Origin of the sequence: Bradyrhizobium barranii subsp. barranii (genome assembly GCF_017565645.3) — a bacterium.
Taxonomy (GTDB): Bacteria; Pseudomonadota; Alphaproteobacteria; order Rhizobiales; family Xanthobacteraceae; genus Bradyrhizobium; species Bradyrhizobium barranii.
This window is the reverse complement of sequence record NZ_CP086136.1, coordinates 3,589,228-3,605,755: the sequence shown is the minus strand read 5'-3', so window position 1 is coordinate 3,605,755 and position 16,528 is coordinate 3,589,228. Positions and strand designations below refer to the sequence as shown.

Here is a 16,528-nt window from a genome sequence, read left to right as displayed (position 1 = left end):
AACGGTTACACTCCCTGCGATCAACAAAAAGGAAAACCAAACAATGGATCTCGGTCTCAAAGGCAAGAACGCCATCGTCCTCGGCGGCACGCGCGGCATCGGGCGGGCGATCGCGGCGACGCTGGCCGGTGAAGGCGCCAATGTCGCGGTGTGCGCGCGCAACGCCGATCAGGTTGCGGCGACCGTCACTGAACTCAGGGCAAGCGGTATCCGCGCCAGCGGCGGACCGGTCGACGTCACTGACGGCGCGGCGCTGAAATCCTGGATCGAGACCGCTGCAAAGGAGCTTGGCGGCGTCGACTTGCTGTTCGCCAATGCCGGCGCGATGGCGCAGGGCCATGATGCAGCATCCTGGGAGCAGAACTTCCGGCTCGACGTGCTCGGCGCCGTGCATGCGTTCGACGCCGCGCGGCCGTTCCTCGAGGCCAGCGGCGAAAAGAGCGGCGATGCCGCCTTCGTCATCATCTCCTCGATCTCGGCGGCGCAGGCCGATCTCGCCAGCTCCTACGGCCCGATCAAGGCGGCGCTGATCCACATGGCCAAGGGATTGGCGCGGCAATACGCAAAGAAGAAGATCCGCGTCAACGTGGTGTCGCCCGGCACGGTCTATTTCAAGGGCGGCGTCTGGAACATGATCGAGCAGAAGATGCCGGAGCGCTACAATGACGCGATGAAGCGCAACCCGACGGGCCGCATGGCAACGCCGCAGGAGATTGCAAGCGCGGCGGTGTTTCTGGCAAGCCCGGTGTCGGGGTTCACCACGGGCTCCAATCTCGTCGTGGACGGCGCGATCTCGAACCGGGTGAATTTTTAGAGCGGGCACTCTGTCATCGCCCGACTTGACCGGGCGATCCAGTATTCCAGAGACAGCGCGGCTAGAACCGAGAAGCCGCAGCGTACTGGATACCCCGCTTGCCGCCTACGCTAAAGCTTCGGCGGCCCTGGACCTCAGCCCCGGCGAAGCCTTGGCGTAGCCGGGTCGCGGGATATGACACCGAGAGTGTGACACGGCCCGGCTCAACAAGTTCGTCATTGCGAGCGCAGCGAAGCAATCCAGAGTCTTTCCACGGGCGGCAGTCTGGATTGCTTCGCTGCGCTCGCAATGACGGTGTGGCGGCATTCTGCGTCACATCTTCAATGAAAATCCCGCGATGGCGGCAGGATGCGGACGTTGCGGGGGTGGCGGATTTTTTGCGCCGGCATATCCGCGTGGGCGCGGGGATCGTCGTTGAGGGGCTCGATCAGGTCGGCGCCTGCCGGCACCGGATGCTTGCGGCTCAGCGCGTCGTTGGCGAGGCCGACCAGATCGTGCGAGCGGTCGACCATGCGCTGGGCGATGAGATGCGTCACCTTTTCGGGGCTGCTCTGGATATAGCCCTCGACCAGGATGAGGCGCGCGCCCATCACCTCCTTGCGGTACTGCTCCATGATCTTGGGCCACACCACGACATTGGCGATGCCGGTCTCGTCCTCCAGCGTCATGAACACGACGCCGCTGGCGCTGCCCGGCCGCTGCCTCACCAGCACCACGCCGGCGCAGCGGACGCGGCGCCGCTCGTTCTCATGGCTGATGTCCCTGCAGGCCACCACACGCTCGCGCGAGAACATCTCGCGCAAAAATTCCATCGGATGGCCCTTCAGCGATAGCCGGATGGTCTGGTAGTCCGCGACCACCTGCTCGGCCCGCGGCATCTCCGGCAATGGTTTTGCGTGCTCGTCCGGCTGCTCGCGCGCGGTCGCGGCCTCGAACAGCGGCAGCGGCACGTCGTCGGGCAGCCGCCGCACCTGCCACAGCGCCTCGCGGCGGTCGAGGCCGAGCGAGCGGAAGGCGTCGGCATCCGCGAGCAGGATCAGCGCACGCTTGGGCAGACCGGTGTCGCGGGCGAAGTCTTCGAGCGAGGTGAAGGGACCGCTATTGCGGGCGTCGATGATCAGGTCGGCCCAGTCTTTCTGAGTGACATATACCTTGCCTTGCCGTTTCGCCTGCGCCTCTTTGAGCAACTCCTCATCGGGATCGAGCCAGTGAAAGCCGTCGATCTGACGGAAGCCCAGGCGCACGGCGCAGTATTTGCCGTCGGTGTTCTCCAGCGTGTTTTGCGCAAAGCTGTGGGATACGTCGATGTCGCGCACCTCGACGCCGTTCTTGCGGGCGTCGCCGACGATCTGCGCCGGCGCGTAAAAGCCCATGGGCTGCGAGTTCAACAGGCCGCAACAGAACGCATCGGGGTGATGATATTTCAGCCATGACGAGATGTAGACGAGCTGAGCAAAGCTCGCGGCATGGCTCTCTGGAAAACCGTAGGAGCCAAAGCCCTTGATCTGGTCAAAGCAGCTTCTGGCGAAGTTGGGATCGTAGCCGCGCGCGACCATGTTGCCGATCAGCTTCTCCTCGTACTGGCCGATGGTGCCGACATTGCGGAAGGTCGCCATCGAGCGACGCAGGCCGTTAGCCTCCTCGGAGGTGAATTTTGCCGCCTCGATCGCGATGCGCATGGCTTGCTCCTGGAACAAGGGCACGCCTTTCGTCTTGTGCAGCACCTTGTAGAGTTCGTCCGCGGGACCGTGTTCGGGTGATGGCGAGGGATAACTCACCTTTTCCTGGCCGTTCCGCCGTCGCAGATACGGATGCACCATGTCGCCCTGGATCGGTCCGGGCCGCACGATCGCGACTTCGATGACAAGGTCGTAGAAGGTCCGCGGCTTCAACCGCGGCAACATGTTCATCTGGGCGCGGCTCTCGACCTGGAACACGCCGAGGGATTCCCCAGCACACAGCATGTCGTAAACCTTGGGATCGTCCTGAGGGACACTCGCCAGCACCCAGCGCTTGCCCTTGTGGTGGTCGATCAAATCAAAACACTTCCTGATGCAGGTCAGCATGCCCAGCGCGAGCACGTCGACCTTCATCATGTTGAGCGCGTCGACGTCGTCCTTGTCCCACTCGATGAAGGTGCGGTCGTCCATCGCGGCGTTGCCGATCGGCACATAGGTGTCGAGCCGGTCCTGCGTCAGCACATAGCCCCCGACATGCTGGGAGAGATGGCGCGGGAATTCGATCAGCTCGGTCGCGAGCTCGACCGCGAGGTTGATCATGGGATTGTTGGGATCGAGCCCGGCCTGCCTGACCTGCATGTCGTTGAGGCCCTTGCCCCAGCTTCCCCAGACGGTGTCGGCAAGCGCCGCGGTGACGTCCTCGGTCAGGCCCAGCGCCTTGCCGACGTCACGGATGGCGCTGCGCGGGCGGTAATGGATGATCGTGGCGATGATCGCGGCGCGGTGGCGGCCGTAGCGGCGATAGACATATTGCATCACCTCCTCGCGCCGCGAATGCTCGAAATCGACGTCGATGTCAGGCGGCTCCAGCCGCTCCTTGGAGATGAAGCGCTCGAACAGGAGATCGACGCTGGTCGGATTAACGGAGGTGATGCCGAGCACGTAGCAGACCGCTGAGTTCGCCGCCGATCCCCGCCCCTGGCACAGGATGTTCTGGCTGCGCGCATAATGTACGATGTCGTGCACGGTGAGGAAGTAGTGCGCGTATTTCAGCTCGGCGATTAGCGCGAGCTCTTTCATCAGGGTCGCGCGCAGCTTGTCGTCGATGTTGCCGCCGAAATATGTGTCGACGCCCGCCCAGGTCAGGTCTTCCAGATGTCCTTGCGCGGTCTTGCCCCGCGGCACCGGTTCGTCCGGATACTGGTATTTGAGCTGGTCGAGCGTGAAATCGATCTTGCCCGCAAAGCGCATGGTCTCCGCGATCGCCTCGGGAAAATCTCGGAACAGCCGCGACATTTCGCGTGGCGTCTTCAGGAAGCGCTCGGCATTGGCTTCGAGCTTCCGTCCGACCGCCTCGATCGTGGTCTTTTCCCGGATGCAGGTGAGCACGTCCTGAAGCGGACGGCGGCCGGGATCGTGATAGAGCACCTCGTTGGTCGCGAGCAGCGGCACGTTTGCCTTGGCGGCGAGATCATCGAGCCGCGCCAGGCGGCGGCGGTCGTCGCCGCGATAGACCAGGCTCGCCGCCAGCCACACGCCCTCGGCGCGGCTCGCCCTGAGCTTGGCGAGAACATCCAGCGCCTGCGCGGGCTCGAAGCGATGCGGCAGCGTCAGGACCAGGAGCTGGCCCTCGGAAAACTCGAGAAGGTCGGCAAAAGTGAGATGGCATTCGCCCTTCTCGATCCGCGTGATGTCGTCGCCGCGCTTGCCCCTGGTGAGGAGCTGGCACAGCCGGCCATAGGCGGCGCGGTCGCGCGGATAGACAAAAATGTCGGGCGTGCCGTCGATGAAGACGATGCGCGCGCCGATCAGCAATTTCGGCTTGTGCAGCACCTTGTCATTGTCGAGCTCCTTGTAGGCGCGCACGACGCCGGCGAGCGTGTTGTGGTCGGCAATGCCGATCACGGGAATGCCGAGGATGCTCGCCTGATGCACATAGGCGCGCGGATCCGAGCCGCCGCGCAGGAAGGAGAAATTGGTGGTGATGCCGATCTCGGCATAAGCGGGCGTGGTCATGCGAAGAGACCGTGCACATACCAGTTGGGAGGAATGGGTTTGCCTTCGTCGTCGAACACCTCTCCTTCGTAAAGACCGTCGCGAAAGATCCAGAAGCGCAGGCCTTCGGCATCTTCGATACGGAAATAATCCCGCGTCAATTGCTTGCCGTCCTGCCGCCACCATTCCATCGCGATACGCTCGGGCCCTTCCACCCGCACGACCGCATGCAGCGCGCGCCGCCAGGTGAACTGATGCGGCGGGCCGTCCGGCACGGTCGCGAACGGCACCTTGATCGGCTCCGGTCTGTCGAACAGCCGCAGGGGGCGCAGCGGCGGCTCACTCTCGGCGCGCGCCGGCCATTCGGCCTGCATGGCCACGGCGAGATGGTGCTGGGCAGGCGCGGCCAGCACCGCACATTCCGGGATATGGGTATCCTCAGGCAAATGCACGACGACGCGCTTTCCGCCGATGCGCGCGGCGATGCGGTCGATCAGCGCGGCGAGCTCGTCATTGTCGTGGACATGGGCGTCGAGATCGCGCTGCTCCTGCACCACGATCTCGGTGCGGCTCGCCGACAGCCGCACCATGTCAAAGCCGAAGCCGGGATCCAGCGGATCGGCGAGCGCATCGAGGCGCTCGCGGAACAGCCGGTCGATGACTTTGCTTTGCGTCACAGGCCGCCCGGTCTCGACCATGATCGCGCGCACCACGCCGTCGGTACGAAAGAAGGCGGCTTCCAGCCGCCGCGCGCCCTTGCCCTGCTTCTCCATGGACGCGATCAGCGTATCGGCGAGCCGCGACAGCGTCATCGCGATCATGGTGTCGGTGGCGATCGGTTCGGCGAAGCGCTTCTCCACGATGTAATCCGGCAGCGGTTTGCGCGGATTGATCGGGGCATCGCCATGCCCCTGCGCATGCGCGAGCAGCGTGGAGAACCGCGCGCCGAACCGCGCCGTGATCTCATGCGGCTCGCGCGAGGCGACATCGCCGATGGTTTTCAAGCCGGCGCGGCGCAGACCAGTGGTGATGGCCTCGCCCGCACCGAGCGCGGATACCGGCAGCCGGCTGATCGCCGCCGCCTCCCCGCCATCGGCGACGATGGTGCCGGAGGCCTGCCGCGTCAGCGTGCGCGCGCAGACCGAGGTGCCGGCGATCGCCGCGCTGACGGCAAAACCCTGACGGGCGAGCGCGCGGACGAAGGTCTGCAACAACGCAGCCTCGCCGCCGAACAGATGCGCGCAGCCGGTGATGTCCAGAAACAGCCCGTGCGGCGGATCGAGCGCCACCAGCGGCGTGAAGCGGTCGCACCAGTCGGCGACGTCGCTGAGCGTCTTCGCATCGGCCACGACATCGGCGTCGAACACTTTCAAGTCCGGACACATCGCCCGCGCATTGGCCAGGGGCTGGCCGATATACAAGCCGAGGCGCTCGGCGGCTTCGTCCAGCGCATGGATCACCAGCGCATTGTTGTCCTTGATGACAACGATGCTCGGATCATTGGTCTTACCCAGCGCGCCGAAGAACCGCTGAATCCGATCGATGGGCAGGCGCGGCAGCCACAGGCTGAGGATACGTCGACGGTTCAGAGAACTGGCACTCATCACATTTCCATTCCATGATCCACCGGCCGCACGGGCCATGACGATTGCGCAAGAGCTCCGCATCGAAGCGCGGCGCGCCCCAGGCACTCCATGCCGGGCCCGGCGGCGAATGCGCCGCGCGCAGCATCCATCGCGTCTCCGCGGTCGAGGGCAGCGGCTGCGCGGCCATCCGCAACATCAGGCCGGTGACGCCGGACGATTGCGCGGCCAGCGTCAGCTTGCGGCTCGCCACGAGATCGAACTGCCGCGTCTCACCCCAGAGCTCGAGCACGACGGCGCCGAGTGCGTCGCAGGCGAGCGCATCGGCCGAGGTCCGCAACGCGCTCTCGACATCGGCGGCGCGCACCATCACCACGCGGCGCGGATCGAGACCGATCTCGGCAAGCCCGCTCATCGACAGCGCGCCGGTCTCGAGTTCCGAAAAATCCTGCCGCACCCACAGCAGCGGCCGGCGCCGCGAGACACGCCCCGCAAGCCCCATGACAAAACCCGTCGCGGCGGTTCCCTGCCGACCCTCGCAAAACACCTCGTGGATCACCGCGCGCGCGAGCCCGCCCTTCAGCGCGCTGTCGACCTCGCCGTGGCCGAGCGCGACGCGATCGTGCTGATGCACGACCTCCGCCGTCTCGATGCGCTCGATCTGGCCGCGCAAGGTCGCAAGCGCGTTCATCCGTGCGCCGCTCATATACGCCGCTCCTTCAGAGGTGATTGCCGAGGTTCTCAAAAATAAGAACCTGCGGCTGGCTCATTTGTTCATGATATGTTCTAATATAAAGCTAACAGCGGCCGGGGAGTCAATCGAATTGGTGCTCATCCGGATTCGTAAGCTGAATCAAAGGGATTCCACGATGGACGTACAACGCAAGCTGGAGATTCTGGCTGATGCCGCCAAATACGACGCGTCGTGCGCCTCCAGCGGCACCGAGAAGCGGGATTCCAGCGATGGCAAGGGCATGGGCTCGACCGCGCCGGGCATGGGCATCTGCCATTCCTACGCGCCGGACGGACGCTGCATCTCGCTGCTCAAAGTGCTCCTGACCAACGCCTGCAACTACGACTGCCTTTATTGCGTCAACCGCGCCTCCTCCAACGTGCCGCGTGCCCGCTTCACCATCGACGAGGTGGTCAAGCTCACGCTCGACTTCTACCGGCGCAATTACATCGAGGGCCTGTTTCTCTCCTCCGGCATCATCCGCAGCCCCGACTACACCATGGAGCAGGTGGTCAGCGTCGCGCGCAAACTGCGCGAGGAGCATCACTTCCGCGGCTACATCCATCTCAAGACCATTCCCGAGGCCGACGATGCGCTGATCGCGGAAGCCGGCAAATATGCCGACCGTCTCTCCATCAACATCGAGATGCCTGAGGAGACGAGCCTGCAGCAATACGCACCGGAAAAGGATGTGCGCGCGATCCGCCGCACCATGGGCCGGCTGCGGCTGAAGCTCGACGAGGCCGAGGAAAACCGCAGCACAAAGACGAAGGCGAGGCCGCAGCGCTTCGCGCCCGCCGGACAGAGCACACAGATGATCGTCGGCGCCGACACGGCCTCTGATCACACCATCCTGCACACCAGTGCCAATCTCTATGGCTCCTACAGGCTGCGGCGCGTCTATTACTCCGCCTTCAGCCCGATCCCCGATGCCAGCCGCGCTTTGCCTCTGGTACAGCCGCCGCTGCTGCGCGAGCACCGGCTCTACCAGGCCGACTGGCTGATGCGGTTCTACGGTTTCGACGTTGCGGAGATCGTTGACGACAGCGCGATGCTGCCGCTCGACATCGATCCGAAGCTCGCCTGGGCGCTGCGCCATCGCGACCGCTTCCCGCTCGACGTCAACCGCGCCAGCCGCGAGGAGCTGTTGCGCGTGCCCGGCTTCGGCACCAAGGCGGTCGAACGCATCATCGCGACGCGGCGCACCACCACGATCCGCCTCTCCGATCTCGCGCGGCTGCACGTGCCTCGCAACAAGGCGCTGCCTTTCATCGTCCTCAGCGATCACCGCCCCGCGCCGCACCGCCTCGACGAGGCGCGGCTGATCGAACGGTTCAAGCCGAAGGCAACACAATTGGGGTTTGGCTTCTGATGCAGTACATCACCCTCGACACCGAAACCGATTTCGACGGCTGGCGCAAAGCCGCGCGGTCGCTCGTGCTGCATCATGTGCCGCCAACCGATGCCACCTGGACCGTACAAGGCGGCGAAGCCGAGCTGTTCGCACCGCCCGCGCCGTCTCCGATATTTGAGGTGAACGACGGCACCTTCAACGTCTCGGCAAAATTCGTCGAGCTCGCCAAGGCCGCGATCCTGCATCGCGACGGCGAGCGCTTTGCGATCCTCTATCGCCTGCTCTGGCGCTTGAAAGACAATCACGATCTCATCGAGGTCGCGACCGATCCCGATGTCGCGCAAGTCACCGCCATGGCAAGAGCAGTCCATCGCGACGAGCACAAGATGCATGCCTTCGTGCGCTTCCGCGAGATCGGACGCGAGCGCGCGGCGCATTACGTCGCCTGGTTCGAGCCGGAGCATCACATCGTCGAGCTTGCCGCGCCGTTCTTTGCCAAGCGCTTCGCCGACATGCCCTGGTCGATCCTGACACCCGATCTGTGTGCGCATTGGGACGGCCACGCGCTCTCGTTCACGTCGGGCGTGAGCAAGAACGAAGCACCCGGCGAAGACCGGTTGGAGGAAACCTGGCGGCGCTACTACGCCAGCATCTTCAATCCGGCGCGGCTGAAGGTGAAGGCAATGCAGACGGAGATGCCGAAGAAATACTGGAGGAACCTGCCCGAGGCGTCGATCATTAAGCCCTTGATCGAGGACGCCGAGCGCATGACCGGCGCCATGATCGCCAATGCCGCAACCGATCCGCACAAGCCCCAGAAGCGGCCGGAGGCTCCGATGCCACGCAAGCTGGCTGCCGACGATCTCGAAGCGCTCCGCGAGGAGGCCGCGCATTGCCGCGCCTGCCCGCTCTACAAGGACGCGACGCAGACCGTGTTCGGCGAGGGCCCGAAAGACGCGACCATCATGCTGGTCGGCGAGCAGCCCGGCGACAAGGAAGACCTCGCCGGCCACCCCTTCGTCGGCCCGGCCGGCCAGATGCTCGACCGTGCGCTTCAGGAAGCCGGCGTCGACCGCAACAAGGTCTACGTCACCAACGCGGTCAAGCACTTCAAATTCGTGCCGCGCGGAAAGATCCGTCTGCACCAGAAGCCGGCGACGCCGGAGATCCGGGCGTGCCGGCAATGGTACGAGCGGGAAGTTTCGGTAATCCAGCCCGAGCTCATCGTGGCAATGGGCGCCACCGCCGCGCAGAGCGTGTTCGGCAAGATCACCCCGATCGGCAAGACCCGTGGCCGGCTCATAGACCTGCCCGACGGGCGCAAGGCGCTGGTGACAGTGCACCCGTCCTATCTGCTGCGACTGCCCGATCCGGAAGCCAAAGTGCTGGAATATCAGCGCTTTGTCGAAGACCTGAAGATTGCCGCCGGTTTGCAGAAGAAAGCCCCGCGCGCCGCCTAAATACAGGTGGGAAAGCGACTTTTGGACGCAGCTGTCATCCAGCTTTCAAATCCATCGCGGACAATAGCCCTTCTAATCAGTTAAGGGGCGTCCAAAAATGACAGATGTTGCATTCGACCGTGCGGTAGGCGATCCGACGCCTGTCCAGCCGGCATCCAGGCCCAATCTCGACAAGGGTTTTAACCCGCTCACGATGATCCTGTTCTTCGGCATCCTTGCCGCAGGCCTGCTGTTCGTTGCCTACAGCATCTATGTCGACGTCAACGCGACCGGCACGAAGGTGACGACCTTCCTGCCCTACATCCTCTTGTTCGTCGCGCTGCTGATCGCGCTCGGCTTCGAATTCGTCAACGGCTTCCACGACACCGCCAACGCGGTGGCGACCGTGATCTACACCCATTCGCTGCCGGCTGAATTCGCGGTGATGTGGTCGGGCTTCTTCAACTTCCTCGGCGTGCTGCTGTCCTCCGGCGCGGTCGCGTTCGGCATCGTCTCGCTGCTGCCGGTCGAGCTGATCCTCCAGGTCGGCTCCAGCGCCGGCTTCGCCATGGTGTTCGCACTCTTGATCGCCGCGATCATCTGGAACCTCGGTACCTGGTATTTCGGCCTGCCCGCCTCCTCCTCGCACACGCTGATCGGCTCGATCATCGGCGTCGGCATCGCCAATGCCGTCATGCGCGGCCGCGACGGCACCTCGGGCGTCGACTGGAGCAAGGCCACCGAGATCGGCTACGCGCTGCTGCTGTCGCCGCTGTTCGGTTTCATCTGCGCCGCCGTGCTGCTGCTGCTGCTCAAGTTCATCGTGCGCAACCCTGCGCTCTATGCCGCGCCCGAAGGCAACAAGGCGCCGCCGCTCTGGATCCGCGGCCTGCTGATCGCAACCTGCACCGGCGTCAGCTTCGCCCACGGCTCGAACGACGGCCAGAAGGGCATGGGCCTGATCATGCTGATCCTGATCGGCACCGTGCCGACCGCTTACGCGCTCAACCGCGCGCTGCCGGAGAGCCAGGTCGCCCAGTTCCAGAAGGTCTCGGACGCAGCCTCCAAGGTGATCGCGGCCAAGGGCGCCGGTCACTCGATCATCGGCGATCCCCGTCCTGCGGTGACGCAGTACATCACCTCGCACCACATCAGCGAAGGCACCTACCCCTCGCTGTCGGTGCTGGTGAAGGATGTCGGCGACCAAGTCGCGAAGTACGGCTCGCTCAACAAGGTACCGGCGGAAGTGGTCGGCAACACCCGTAACGACATGTACCTGACCTCGGAAGCGATCCGCTTCCTGATGAAGGACAAGGAAAACGACCTCAACAAGGAAGAGGTCGCGACCTTGAACGCCTACAAGGGCGGCCTCGATAGCGCCACCAAGTTCATCCCGACCTGGGTGAAGGTCGCCGTCGCCATCGCGCTCGGCCTCGGCACCATGGTCGGCTGGAAGCGCATCGTCGTCACCGTCGGTGAGAAGATCGGCAAGACCCATCTCACCTACGCACAGGGCGCCTCCGCCGAGCTGGTCGCCGCCGCCACGATCGGCGCCGCCGACGTGTTCGGCCTGCCGGTCTCGACCACCCACGTGCTGTCGTCGGGTGTCGCCGGCACCATGGCCGCGAACGGCTCGGGCCTGCAGATGGCGACCATCCGCAACCTGCTGATGGCCTGGGTGCTGACGCTGCCCTGCGCGATCGCGCTGTCGGCCACACTGTATGTGATCTTCTCGCGGATCTTCTGAGCCGATCATTCCGCAAAGACAAAGGGCCCGTGCGATGCACGGGCCCTTTTCGTTTGTGCTTCGGTTCGGCGTTAAGACGCCGCGAGCGACTCCTCGACCAGCTTGACCCAATAGGACGTGCCGAACACGATCGCCTCGTCGTTGAAATTGTAGGCGGGGTGATGCAGGCCGGCGCTGTCGCCGTTGCCGCAGAAGATGAAGGCGCCGGGCCGCGCTTCCAGCATGTAGGCGAAATCCTCGCCGCCCATCAGCGGCGGCATCTCGTGCACATTGGCCTCGCCGGCAACGTTCCTGGCGATGCGCCGCGCCACCTCGGTCTCCGCGGCGTGGTTGTTCACGACAGGGTAGTTGCGCTTGTAGTGCAGGTCGATCTTGGCACCGGTGATCTGCGCCACGCCCGCCACCACTTCGTGCACGCGCTTCTCGACCAGCTTGCGCACCTCCGGCGACAACGTGCGGATGGTGCCCCTCAACGTCGCAGTCTGCGGAATGACGTTGCGGGCATTGCCGGCGTGGAATTCGCAGATCGAGATCACGGCCGATTCCAGGGGATCGACGCTGCGGGCGACGATCGACTGCAGCGCGGTGATCACCTGCGCGCCGACCAGCACGGAATCGACGCATTTGTGCGGACGCGCGGCATGGCCGCCGAGCCCCTCGATCATGATGTCGACTTCGTCGGTCGCCGCCATGATCGGACCCGGCCGGATCGCGAACGAGCCGATCGGAATGCCCGGGCCGTTGTGCATGCCGTAGACCTGCTCGATGCCGAAGCGCTCCATCAGGCCGTCCTTGACCATGGCCGCGCCGCCGGCGCCGCCCTCCTCGGCCGGCTGGAAGATCACGACAGCATCACCGGCGAAGTTGCGGGTCTCGGCGAGGTAGCGGGCCGCACCGAGCAGCATCGCGGTGTGGCCGTCATGGCCACAGGCGTGCATCTTGCCCGGAGTCTTGGAGGCGTAAGGCAGGTTGGTCTGCTCGTCGACGGGCAGCGCGTCCATGTCGGCGCGCATGCCGATCACCTTGAGCCCGTCGCCGGCCGGCTTGCTGCCCTTGATCACGCCGACCACGCCGGTCTGCCCGAGGCCGGTCACAACCTCGTCGCAGCCGAACTCGCGCAGCCGGTCCGCAACGAATGCTGCGGTGCGGTGGACGTCGTACAGCAGCTCCGGATGCTGGTGGATGTCCCGGCGCCAGGCCTGAATATCGGGTTGGAGGTCGGCGACGCGGTTCACGATGGGCATGGAGGGTCTCAAGCCTTGTTGGGAATACAGGACTGTCTACCATGCAAGCACCAGTCCACCTAACTCCCGTGGATCGAGGGCCCCCTGTGCTCTCGTCATGGCCGGGCTTGTCACCAGCTTGTCTTGGCCATCCACGTCTGACTATTAGGACGGAAAGCGCGTGGATGCCCGGGACGAGCCCGGGCATGACGCCTGTTTGGGTGGAAGCAGAATGCCGAGGCGCCTCGAAGGTGAGTTTGACTACATTGTCGTCGGAGCCGGCACCGCCGGCTGTATCATCGCCAACCGCCTCTCGGCCGCATCGGGGAATCGCGTCCTCATTCTCGAAGCCGGCGGCGACGACAACTGGATCTGGTTCCACATTCCGGTCGGCTATCTCTTCGCGATCGGCAATCCGCGCTCGGACTGGATGTTCAAGACCGAGGCGGAGCCGGGCCTGAACGGCCGCTCGCTGGCCTATCCCCGCGGCAAGGTGATCGGCGGCTCTTCGGCGATCAACGCCATGATCTCGATGCGCGGACAGGCCGCCGATTACGACCACTGGCGCCAGCTCGGCATGACCGGCTGGGGCTATGACGACGTGCTGCCGCTGTTCAAGAAACTCGAAGATCACTTCCTCGGCGCGAGCGAGCATCACGGCGCCGGCGGCGGCTGGCGCATCGAGGCGCCGCGGCTGTCATGGGCCGTTCTCGACGCCGTCGGTGACGCCGCCGAGGAGATGGGCATCAAGCGCATTCCGGATTTCAACACCGGCGACAACGAAGGCACCAGCTATTTCCACGTCAACCAGAAGCGCGGCCGGCGCTGGTCGTCGGCGCGCGGCTTCCTCAAGCCGGCGCTGAACCGCCAAAATCTGCGGCTCGAGAAGAACGTGCTGGTCGACCGTCTCATCATCGAGCAGGGCCGCGCCGTCGGCGTGCGCTTCATCCAGAATGGCGAGGTTATCGAGGCGCGCGCCAAGCGCGAAGTGATCCTTTCGGCGGGCTCGATCGGCTCGGTGCAGGTGCTGCATCGCTCCGGCATCGGGCCTGCCGACTGGCTGTCGCCGCTCGGCATCGACATCGTGATGGACAAGCCCGGCGTCGGCCGCAACCTTCAAGACCATCTCCAGCAGCGCGCGATCTACAAGGTCGAGGGTGTGCGCACGCTGAACGAGACCTACTACAATTTGTTCCGCCGTGGCCTGATGGGGCTCGACTACGCCTTCCGCCGCCGCGGCCCGCTGACCATGGCGCCGTCGCAGCTCGGCATCTTCACGCGCTCCGATGCGACGCGCGCCCGCGCCAACATCCAGTTCCACGTGCAGCCGCTGTCGCTCGACAAGTTCGGCGATCCCCTGCACCGCTTCCCCGCGATCACGGTGAGCGCCTGCAATCTGCAGCCGACCTCGCGCGGCACGGTGCGGCTGCGCTCGGCGAGCCCGGACGAGAAGCCGATCATCGCGCCGAACTATCTGTCGACCGACGACGACCGCCAGGTCGGCGCCGACGCCATCCGCACCACGCGGCGACTGATGCAGCAGAAGGCGCTCGCCAAATATCGCCCGAGCGAATATCTGCCCGGCCCCACCGTCGGCGACGACGATGCCTCGCTCGCCAAGGCCGCCGGCGACATCGGCACCACCATCTTCCATCCCGTCGGCACCGCGAAGATGGGCGCGGCGAATGATCCGATGGCGGTGGTGGACGAGCGGCTGCGTTTCTACGGCCTGAGCGGTCTGCGCATTATCGACGCGTCGATCATGCCGACGATAACGTCAGGCAATACCAACACGCCGACCGCGATGATCGCCGAGAAGGGCGCGACGATGATTTTGGAGGATGCGAAGTAGCATCCTGTCCCCATGATCAATCCACATCGCTTCTCCATCGGCCCCACTGATGCGCAGATCGCCATGCTGCAATGGGGCGAGAGCGGGAAGCCGCCCGCCCTGCTCGTGCACGGCACCGGTTTCGTCGCCGACGTCTGGGACGAGGTCGCGCGCGAGCTTGCATCGACCTACACTGTCTATGCGCTCGACCGCCGCGGCCACGGCGCGAGCCACAAGCCCGATGCCTATCATTTCCTTGACTATGCCGAGGACGTCTGCCGGGTGATCGATGCACTCGATCTGCGCAACGTCTACGGCATCGGCCACAGCGCCGGCGCGACCGATCTCCTGCTCGCGACGAAACTTCGGCCAGGACGCTTCACGCGCCTGTTCGTGATGGAGCCGACCGTGATGGACCCGCGCGCAGCGCGGCCCGGAGGCTTGAGCGAAGACTCGCTCACCCGCGTCCAGGGCACGCTGCGCCGGCGGGCCGAATTCGACAGTGCCGACACCGTGTTCGAGCGCTACCGCACAGCGCCGGCGTTTGCCGATTGGACCGAGACGTCGCTCCGGGCCTATGTGCGCCACGGCTTCGTGCCGCTGGAGAATGGCCGGGTTCGGCTTAGCTGCACGCCCGAGATCGAATTCGCAATCCTGCGTCCGATCTACGAGGCGATGGAGCAGGTCTATGTCGGCGATGCCCGCGGCAATCCGTTTGTCTCGCTCACCGAGATCGACTGCCCGGTGCGCGTCACCACTGCCGAGAAGTCGGGACCGATCTACAAGGAGATGGCGCGACGCGCCGTGTCGCTGATTCCGCGTGTCAGCACGATGGTCTTCGAGGGTGCCGGGCACTGCGTGGCGCAGGAAGTGCCGGAACGCGTGGTAGCCGCCGTGCGGGAATTCGCGAAATAAGTCTCGCGCCCCGGACGCGCAGCAGCGTGCAACGCTGCTGCGCAGAGCCGGGGCCCAGACAACCCGAGCCGCGTGGGTCCCGGCTCTGCGGCGCACCGCCATAGCGCGTCGAAGACGCGCGTGAACGCGCTTTTGGCGTTGCATCGCGTCCGGGACACGAGACCCCCACCTCACGAAAACGTCATCGCATCCGGGAATAAGTCCACCCCTCCCCCAATCAACTCCCCGAAGCCCAATTCCGGGCGAAGTGGAGACGTGCGATGAGCGGACACGATCACGGGGACGGCGTCAGCCGCCGCAAGGTGCTGGAATGCATGACCTGGGCCGGCACCGGGGTGCTCTGGACCATCACGGGCGGCGTGCCGCGCTCGCTCGGCATCATCGATTCCGCGCAGGCCGCCACCGCGGCCGCACCCGGCATGACCTTCCTCCAGATCAGCGACAGCCATGTCGGCTTCGACAAGCCGGCGAACCCCAACGCGCTCGGCACGCTGGAGGAAGCCGTCAACAAGATCAACGCGATGCCGACCAAACCCTCCTTCATGATCCACACCGGCGACATCACGCATCTGTCGAAGGCCGCCGAGTTCGACAATGCCGACCGCATCATCTCGCAAAGCAAGCTCGACGTGCACTACGTGCCGGGCGAGCATGACTTCCTCGACGAGGAGGTGAAGTTCTATCGCGAGCGTTACGGCCGCGGCACCAAGGGTGCGGGCTGGTATTCGTTCGACGCCGGCGGCGTGCACTTCATCGGCCTCGTCAACGTCGTCGACCTCAAGGCCGGCGGCCTCGGTAATCTCGGCGCCGAGCAACTCGCCTGGCTCGAGGACGACCTGCGCGGCAAGTCGAAATCGACACCGATCGTGCTGTTCGCGCACATCCCGCTCTGGACGGTCTATCCCGAATGGGGCTGGGGCACCGAGGACGGCGGCCGCGCGCTGGAACACGTGAAAGGCTTCGGCTCCGTCACCGTGCTGAACGGCCATATCCATCAGGTGATGCAGAAGGTCGAGGGCAACGTCACCTTCCACACCGCGCGCTCGACTGCGTTCCCGCAACCGGCGCCGGGGTCCGCGCCCTCGCCCGGACCGATGAAGGTCGAGGACGCAAAGCTGCGCGGCATGCTCGGCGTCGCCAGCATCAACTTCAAGCAGAACGAGCAGCGGCTCGCGATCATCGACACGCCACTGCAGGGTTGATCCAGGGCTGAAC

At 65.0% G+C, this 16,528-nt stretch carries 11 protein-coding genes; 7 read left to right on the top strand and 4 right to left on the bottom strand.

The genetic code is table 11. The annotated features are described in order from the left end of the window. Positions 1–43: 43 nt before the first annotated feature. Positions 44–814 (top strand): SDR family NAD(P)-dependent oxidoreductase, encoded by a 771-nt coding sequence (locus J4G43_RS17180; RefSeq protein WP_166098701.1) that lies wholly within the window; start codon positions 44–46, stop codon positions 812–814. Between the two features lie 320 nt (positions 815–1,134). Here J4G43_RS17180 and J4G43_RS17175 read toward each other — a convergent pair whose 3' ends face one another. Genes J4G43_RS17175 through J4G43_RS17165 form a run of 3 tightly spaced genes read right to left on the bottom strand, consistent with a single transcriptional unit; the run spans position 1,135 to position 6,777 of the window. Continuing rightward, positions 1,135–4,509 carry an error-prone DNA polymerase gene (locus J4G43_RS17175; RefSeq protein ID WP_208085724.1) on the bottom strand — a complete coding sequence of 1,125 codons (3,375 nt, stop codon included), beginning with the start codon at positions 4,507–4,509 and terminating at the stop codon, positions 1,135–1,137. After that, the gene (locus J4G43_RS17170; RefSeq protein ID WP_208085723.1) at positions 4,506–6,092 is read right to left on the bottom strand and encodes a Y-family DNA polymerase; all 1,587 of its coding nucleotides are present in this window, start codon (positions 6,090–6,092) and stop codon (positions 4,506–4,508) included. Before J4G43_RS17170 ends, J4G43_RS17175 begins: the two co-directional genes overlap by 4 nt. Next, positions 5,995–6,777, bottom strand: a complete 783-nt coding sequence (locus J4G43_RS17165; RefSeq protein WP_071915685.1) for an ImuA family protein — start codon at positions 6,775–6,777, stop codon at positions 5,995–5,997. The genes J4G43_RS17170 and J4G43_RS17165 overlap by 98 nt, the downstream gene beginning before the upstream one ends. A gap of 163 nt (positions 6,778–6,940) precedes the next feature. Here J4G43_RS17165 and J4G43_RS17160 point away from each other — a divergent pair, with 163 nt between their 5' ends. From J4G43_RS17160 to J4G43_RS17150, 3 genes are all read left to right on the top strand, one after another. Beyond that, positions 6,941–8,176 carry a putative DNA modification/repair radical SAM protein gene (locus J4G43_RS17160; RefSeq protein WP_208085722.1) on the top strand — a complete coding sequence of 412 codons (1,236 nt, stop codon included), beginning with the start codon at positions 6,941–6,943 and terminating at the stop codon, positions 8,174–8,176. Further along, positions 8,176–9,618, top strand: a complete 1,443-nt coding sequence (locus J4G43_RS17155; protein WP_208085721.1) for a UdgX family uracil-DNA binding protein — start codon at positions 8,176–8,178, stop codon at positions 9,616–9,618. Before J4G43_RS17160 ends, J4G43_RS17155 begins: the two co-directional genes overlap by 1 nt. Positions 9,619–9,715: 97 nt before the next feature. Then, positions 9,716–11,344: an inorganic phosphate transporter gene (locus J4G43_RS17150; protein ID WP_071915688.1), complete on the top strand. Its 1,629-nt coding sequence runs from the start codon at positions 9,716–9,718 to the stop codon at positions 11,342–11,344. Positions 11,345–11,415: 71 nt separating this feature from the next. Here J4G43_RS17150 and J4G43_RS17145 read toward each other — a convergent pair whose 3' ends face one another. After that, on the bottom strand, positions 11,416–12,588 hold the full coding sequence (locus J4G43_RS17145) for a M20 aminoacylase family protein (RefSeq protein ID WP_085403878.1): 1,173 nt from the start codon (positions 12,586–12,588) through the stop codon (positions 11,416–11,418). Between the two features lie 211 nt (positions 12,589–12,799). Here J4G43_RS17145 and J4G43_RS17140 point away from each other — a divergent pair, with 211 nt between their 5' ends. The 3 genes from J4G43_RS17140 (at position 12,800) to J4G43_RS17130 (ending at position 16,515) form a co-directional block, all read left to right on the top strand. Beyond that, positions 12,800–14,419, top strand: coding sequence for a GMC family oxidoreductase (locus J4G43_RS17140; RefSeq protein ID WP_208085720.1), 1,620 nt, complete (start codon positions 12,800–12,802; stop codon positions 14,417–14,419). A gap of 12 nt (positions 14,420–14,431) precedes the next feature. After that, a complete protein-coding gene (locus J4G43_RS17135; protein WP_208085719.1) occupies positions 14,432–15,313 on the top strand; it encodes an alpha/beta fold hydrolase in 882 nt (293 codons plus the stop codon). A gap of 260 nt (positions 15,314–15,573) precedes the next feature. Continuing rightward, positions 15,574–16,515 carry a metallophosphoesterase family protein gene (locus J4G43_RS17130; protein WP_208085718.1) on the top strand — a complete coding sequence of 314 codons (942 nt, stop codon included), beginning with the start codon at positions 15,574–15,576 and terminating at the stop codon, positions 16,513–16,515. Positions 16,516–16,528: the final 13 nt, after the last annotated feature.

Bases quoted from the DNA above. Each gene is read 5' to 3' on its own strand.
- J4G43_RS17150 (WP_071915688.1), top strand. From the start codon at position 9,716: ATGACAGATGTTGCATTCGACCGTGCGGTAGGCGATCCGACGCCTGTC.
- J4G43_RS17175 (WP_208085724.1), bottom strand. From the start codon at position 4,509: ATGACCACGCCCGCTTATGCCGAGATCGGCATCACCACCAATTTCTCC.
- J4G43_RS17170 (WP_208085723.1), bottom strand. From the start codon at position 6,092: ATGAGTGCCAGTTCTCTGAACCGTCGACGTATCCTCAGCCTGTGGCTG.
- J4G43_RS17180 (WP_166098701.1), top strand. From the start codon at position 44: ATGGATCTCGGTCTCAAAGGCAAGAACGCCATCGTCCTCGGCGGCACG.
- J4G43_RS17165 (WP_071915685.1), bottom strand. From the start codon at position 6,777: ATGAGCGGCGCACGGATGAACGCGCTTGCGACCTTGCGCGGCCAGATC.
- J4G43_RS17145 (WP_085403878.1), bottom strand. From the start codon at position 12,588: ATGCCCATCGTGAACCGCGTCGCCGACCTCCAACCCGATATTCAGGCC.
- J4G43_RS17130 (WP_208085718.1), top strand. From the start codon at position 15,574: ATGAGCGGACACGATCACGGGGACGGCGTCAGCCGCCGCAAGGTGCTG.
- J4G43_RS17160 (WP_208085722.1), top strand. From the start codon at position 6,941: ATGGACGTACAACGCAAGCTGGAGATTCTGGCTGATGCCGCCAAATAC.
- J4G43_RS17135 (WP_208085719.1), top strand. From the start codon at position 14,432: ATGATCAATCCACATCGCTTCTCCATCGGCCCCACTGATGCGCAGATC.
- J4G43_RS17140 (WP_208085720.1), top strand. From the start codon at position 12,800: ATGCCGAGGCGCCTCGAAGGTGAGTTTGACTACATTGTCGTCGGAGCC.
- J4G43_RS17155 (WP_208085721.1), top strand. From the start codon at position 8,176: ATGCAGTACATCACCCTCGACACCGAAACCGATTTCGACGGCTGGCGC.